The organism is Bacteroides sp. ET489 (assembly GCF_030518095.1).
GTDB classification, from domain to species: Bacteria; Bacteroidota; Bacteroidia; order Bacteroidales; family Bacteroidaceae; genus Bacteroides; species Bacteroides ndongoniae.
Genome location: NZ_JAULLJ010000079.1, coordinates 1 through 4,574 on the forward strand (window position 1 = coordinate 1; position 4,574 = coordinate 4,574).

The window sequence follows — 4,574 nt, forward strand, 5'->3', positions numbered from 1 at the left end:
CATACCGAGGTTCGGTGTATGGTAGATTGCCTGTTCGACAATCCTTATGCGTTGCTCCGGCGTATATTTCCGCAGGGCAAGGAACTCAAGGTTCTCGTTGTCCCTGTCATCGGGCAGCCCTGCCATGCGCATGATGCGTTCCATCACATTCAGGCAGTGGTGGGGGCTTTGCTCCGTATCGACATACAGCACTTTCCGCTTGGCTTCGGGAAGTTCAGCCGCATACCTGAGCACCGTGCCGTTCTTCAAAGCCGCAGCCACGATAGCCGACACATTGAATGTCTTCTTGCTTTTGGCTTTGCCGATGGATGCACTGAAATTTCCCAACGTGCCGATTACAGAACCTTTCACGCTGAGGATTTCTGGCGCTTTCTCGTATTTTCCCGACAGGCTCAACCGTGAGGCTTGCCAGAGGATTACCGCCTGTTCGTCCGATATTTCCCGGATGTCTTTCATATAGTCCATAGCAATTCCTCCCGTTACTTGCGTCCGCCTGTTTTCTTCCCTGCCAGTTCAAGGGCAAGTTCCGCATCCACGATAATCTTGCGCCCTATCTGGGTGATAGCCTTGTCTATTTTTCCGCTTTTCTTTATGCGGTTGGCGGTGGGCAGGCTGCATCCGAACAGTCTGGCTATGCCGGGTATTCCGTACACATACTTTCTGTTTGTGTCCGTTACGGACTGCGGCTGCGCTTCCGTCTGAACGGAAGCGTGTCTGCTTAACATTATGAACTCTTCACCCGTCATCTGCCAGACGGGTTTGGATAATAATTCTTGTAGATTTTGCATAGTTCTACTTTTTTGATTCAACAATCAGCCCTGCGCACTGGCTGTTATTTCTGTTCTCGAACGGTGCAAAATTAGGTAGGGTTATGGGTGGTAAGGATGGGGACGGTATAATCCGAGCATCGCTGTATCTTATTGAATATCAGAAAATAAAAATACCACTCAAAAATTAATTTGAGTGGTAAAAGTGGAACTTTCGTAAAATATCAGGATATGTCACCGATTATCTGAATATATGCTCCATTTCTTTGGCGAATTTCTGGTTGCTGTCACTGGGGAAATCAGAAACTGGCTCCTTGTACTTGGACTTGTAGTAGCTGTCATCAATATCCAGCAGTTTCAGTATCCCGGCTTTCCATTTGTCCTTGTCCTGTTTGGAGAGTTTTTCGCTCATGAGGAATATCAGATAGCATACACGTATCTTCTCTCTCGGTTTAATTCTCAACTTGCAGTTGCAGGGGTGCAAGTTCATATTGGCATAAAAATCCGGTGCGGAAATTTCCTCGAACTGTTCTCCAACACATACCTCATGAATGAGCGAAAGCAATTTCATGCTGAAATACTCTTGTTGTTCATCCGCCGTTTCCTGCTGACTGATTGGCTTGCCCGGCTCGTCCTGTCGTTTCCCGTCAGGAATGTATTTCTTCAATATATCCAGAAAAAGGCAGCTTTGACGGTACATGTCCGCACAACGGTTCTTCATATATTGGAATGCCTCTTTCCTTGCTGCCTTTTGCTGGTCATAGAGTTCATTCAGTTTGGCTCTTTCCTTGTCATATTCAGCCTTGCAGCGTTCATATTCTTTTTCAGCCTGTTTTTCCTCTTCGGCAGTATGTTCCCTGTAGCCAATGGAATCATACCTGTTGTTGGCTTCATTCAGCGGCTTGCTTAGGCTCCTTGTTACATCCTGTTGGGCTTCAATTTCAAGGGAATACCTTTCCATGTGTCGATAGCAAGCACGCTCTACGGCACTATCACTCAACGGGCACACCTCATAAGCCTGTATGCTCTTTTCTATTTCGGTTTTCAGGCTGTTGAGTATCAAGGTGTATTGTTCTTTTTGCCTGTCAAGCACCAGTTCAAGGATAGCAGCCTCAAAAGACTTCATGTCATTGTATTCCTGACAGAAATCGGAAATGAATTTTTGTCTGTCAAAAGAGAAAACGCGATTGTCTATATAGTCCCTGTATATTCTATTGAGTTCCCCGTATCGGGGAATCATCGTCTGTATCTTGTCTGCCATAGGTGTCCTACTTTTGTCTGTTCTTTTCATTGTCAAGAAGCATAGTCAGTTCTTCTTCCACCTGTTCTATGCTTGGCAACGCCGATTTCAGGCTTTCCGGCACAGCCTTGCTGAGCTGGTAATCGCTGATGCCGATAGGCTGGTCATAGCCTGTCAGTGCATATTGCGCGACAATCTCATCCTTGCCCTTGCACAACAGCAGCCCGATGGTCTTGTTGTCATTCTCTCCCCTCAGTTTGTCATCCACCACATTGATGTAGAAGTTCAACTGTCCGGCGTATTCCGGTTTGAACGGGGTAGCTTTCAGTTCCACAACTACGTATGCATGGAGCTTTATGTTGTACAGAATCAGGTCGGCATAGAAATCGCTGTCGCCAATCTGGAAATGCTTCTGCCTTGCGACAAAGGCAAATCCGTTGCCCATCTCCAACAAGTATCGGGTGACGTGCTTTACCAACTGTTCCTCTATGTCCCTTTCGTCCGCACGTTCTTTGGCTCCTGCCAAGTCAAAGATATACGGGTCTTTCAACAGGTAGTTGGCAAGGCCGCTTTGAGGTGCAGGAAGCGTGGCGGTAAAATTATTGACCTTGTGACTGTTGATTTGCCGTTCAAACAATTTGCTTTCAATCTGCATTTTAAGAACATTGCTGCTCCAGCCCATTTCCACGGATTGCTTTATATACCAGTAATCGACACCTAACGGAAGGGAACTGTTCAGCAGAATCACATGGCTTGCCCAATTGATTCTTGCAACAGGTGATGCTAGGAACAGTTTTTCCATGTCCTCAATCGGCATCCGGTAAACGACGGCTACTGTCTGGGTTACATCCTGAATTTGCGCAAGAGGTTCTTGCACAATTGCAACTTCCTTGTTGTCTGAGGATTGTATTTGCGCAAGAGGTTCTTGCGTAAATGGCACATTGTTCAGGCTTTGGATTTCATCCGTGATTTTCCGCACACTTGGAGTAATCAATTTCGCATCGGTTTCGATGAAACTCCGTAATACGGTCAATGGATATGAACGTGCGAACTGGCACATATAAGCCAAGTTCCTGACCGAATATCCTTTCTTTTCGGGATAATTGAACCGTATCGCCTGCGCCAGTTTCTTGATGACCTTGCCGCCCCAGCCTTGTCGGTTCTGGTGGTACAATATGTAGTTGCCCATCTTCCAGTAATGGAACAGCATCTGCGCATTGGCGGCACTAATGAGCCGGACTTGCGCCTGCTCTATTTCTGACCCAATGGCATTGACAAAAGCCTCGAAACTCCTTTTCTCTATATTGTTATCGTTGTTGCTCATTGTTATATGTATTGAAAGTTACAAAGATAAGCCCAATAACAGGCATCCCGTGAAACTTGCTGATTGTTTTTATAGTTGGTTGAATTTGTTCATCGCACTGGCTTTCACATCATCGGCAATGTCGATGTAGGGTTTCATAGCCTTGTAGTCGCTATGTCCCGTCCATTTCATCACTACCTGTGCCGGAATACCGAGAGCCAGAGCGTTACAGATGAAAGTCCTTCTCCCGGCATGGGTACCCAGCAATGCGTATTTGGGTGTAATGGTGTCTATACGGCTGCTTCCTTTGTAGTAGGTTTCACTTACAGGTTCGTTGATTTCGGCAAGTTCGCCCAGTTCCTTCAAATAGTCATTCATCTTTTGGTTGCTTATGACAGGGAGAGCCTTGTGCCCCTCAAATTCCACACCCTTGTATTTGTCGAGTATTGCCTTGCTGTGGTTGTTAAGTTCGATGATGAGCCTTTCTGCGGTCTTTACGGTAGTAATTTCTATATATCCGTCCCTGATGTCGCTTTTCTTCAGATTATGCACATCCGAATACCGGAGTCCGGTAAAGCAACAGAACAGAAAGACATCCCTCACCCGTTCAAGGTATTGCTTTGTGTCGGGTATCTGATAATTTTTGAGTTTGTTCAGTTCTTCCCAAGTGAGGAATATCACCTTTTTCGGTGTGCTTCGTAATTTGGGGTTGAAATCTTCATAGGCATTGTTCATGCAATACCCTTTCTTGGTACACCAGCGCAGGAACCATTTCAGATAAGCGACCTGTTTCATGATGGACGTGTTCCGCATATCTTCGGTGTCTTTCAGGAAATTCACATACTTTGTTAGCTTGGGTTCGTCCAACGATTCAAAAGTCAGTCCCTTGTCAAACTTTTCAAGATGTTTCCTTACTGCGGCAAATTTCTCATAGGTGGCATCAGACCAACCGTTTTGCGTGCCGCACTCCTTAATGAACTCATCAAATACCTCCAACGGAAGAAACACCACCGGGGCTTCCTCCTCTTCCTTTTTCCCATCGTGCAATCTGTTGAACGCATCCTTTACCTGTTCGGTAGTGGGCATGAATCCCTGCACCTCGAACTCCTTGAAGATATTCTGTATTTCGGTGTAGTATTTCAGCAAGTCCGCATTGATTTCCGATGCGCTTTGCTTCAGCTTGTTGGTGCATCCGTTCTTTACCCGCTGCTTGTCGGCATCCCATTTGGCGACATCAATGCGGTAGCCCGTTGTGAACTCAATG

4 protein-coding genes and 1 pseudogene are annotated in these 4,574 nt (G+C 46.2%); all 5 read right to left on the reverse strand.

Annotated features, from left to right (window positions below; translation table 11 throughout):
* Positions 1-465 (reverse strand): annotated as a pseudogene (locus tag Q3C19_RS17830) (mobilization protein); the annotation flags it as partial.
* A gap of 14 nt (positions 466-479) precedes the next feature.
* Positions 480-788 (reverse strand): DUF3853 family protein, encoded by a 309-nt coding sequence (locus tag Q3C19_RS17835; RefSeq protein WP_302731156.1) that lies wholly within the window; start codon positions 786-788, stop codon positions 480-482.
* A gap of 220 nt (positions 789-1,008) precedes the next feature.
* A complete protein-coding gene (locus tag Q3C19_RS17840; RefSeq protein ID WP_154043675.1) occupies positions 1,009-2,028 on the reverse strand; it encodes a hypothetical protein in 1,020 nt (339 codons plus the stop codon).
* Between the two features lie 7 nt (positions 2,029-2,035).
* Entirely contained in the window at positions 2,036-3,331 is a 1,296-nt protein-coding gene (locus Q3C19_RS17845; protein WP_302731159.1) for a YhcG family protein, read from the reverse strand.
* 69 nt (positions 3,332-3,400) lie between these two features.
* Positions 3,401-4,574 (reverse strand): site-specific integrase (locus Q3C19_RS17850; protein ID WP_302731161.1); only part of this gene is annotated, 1,174 nt, incomplete at its 5' end.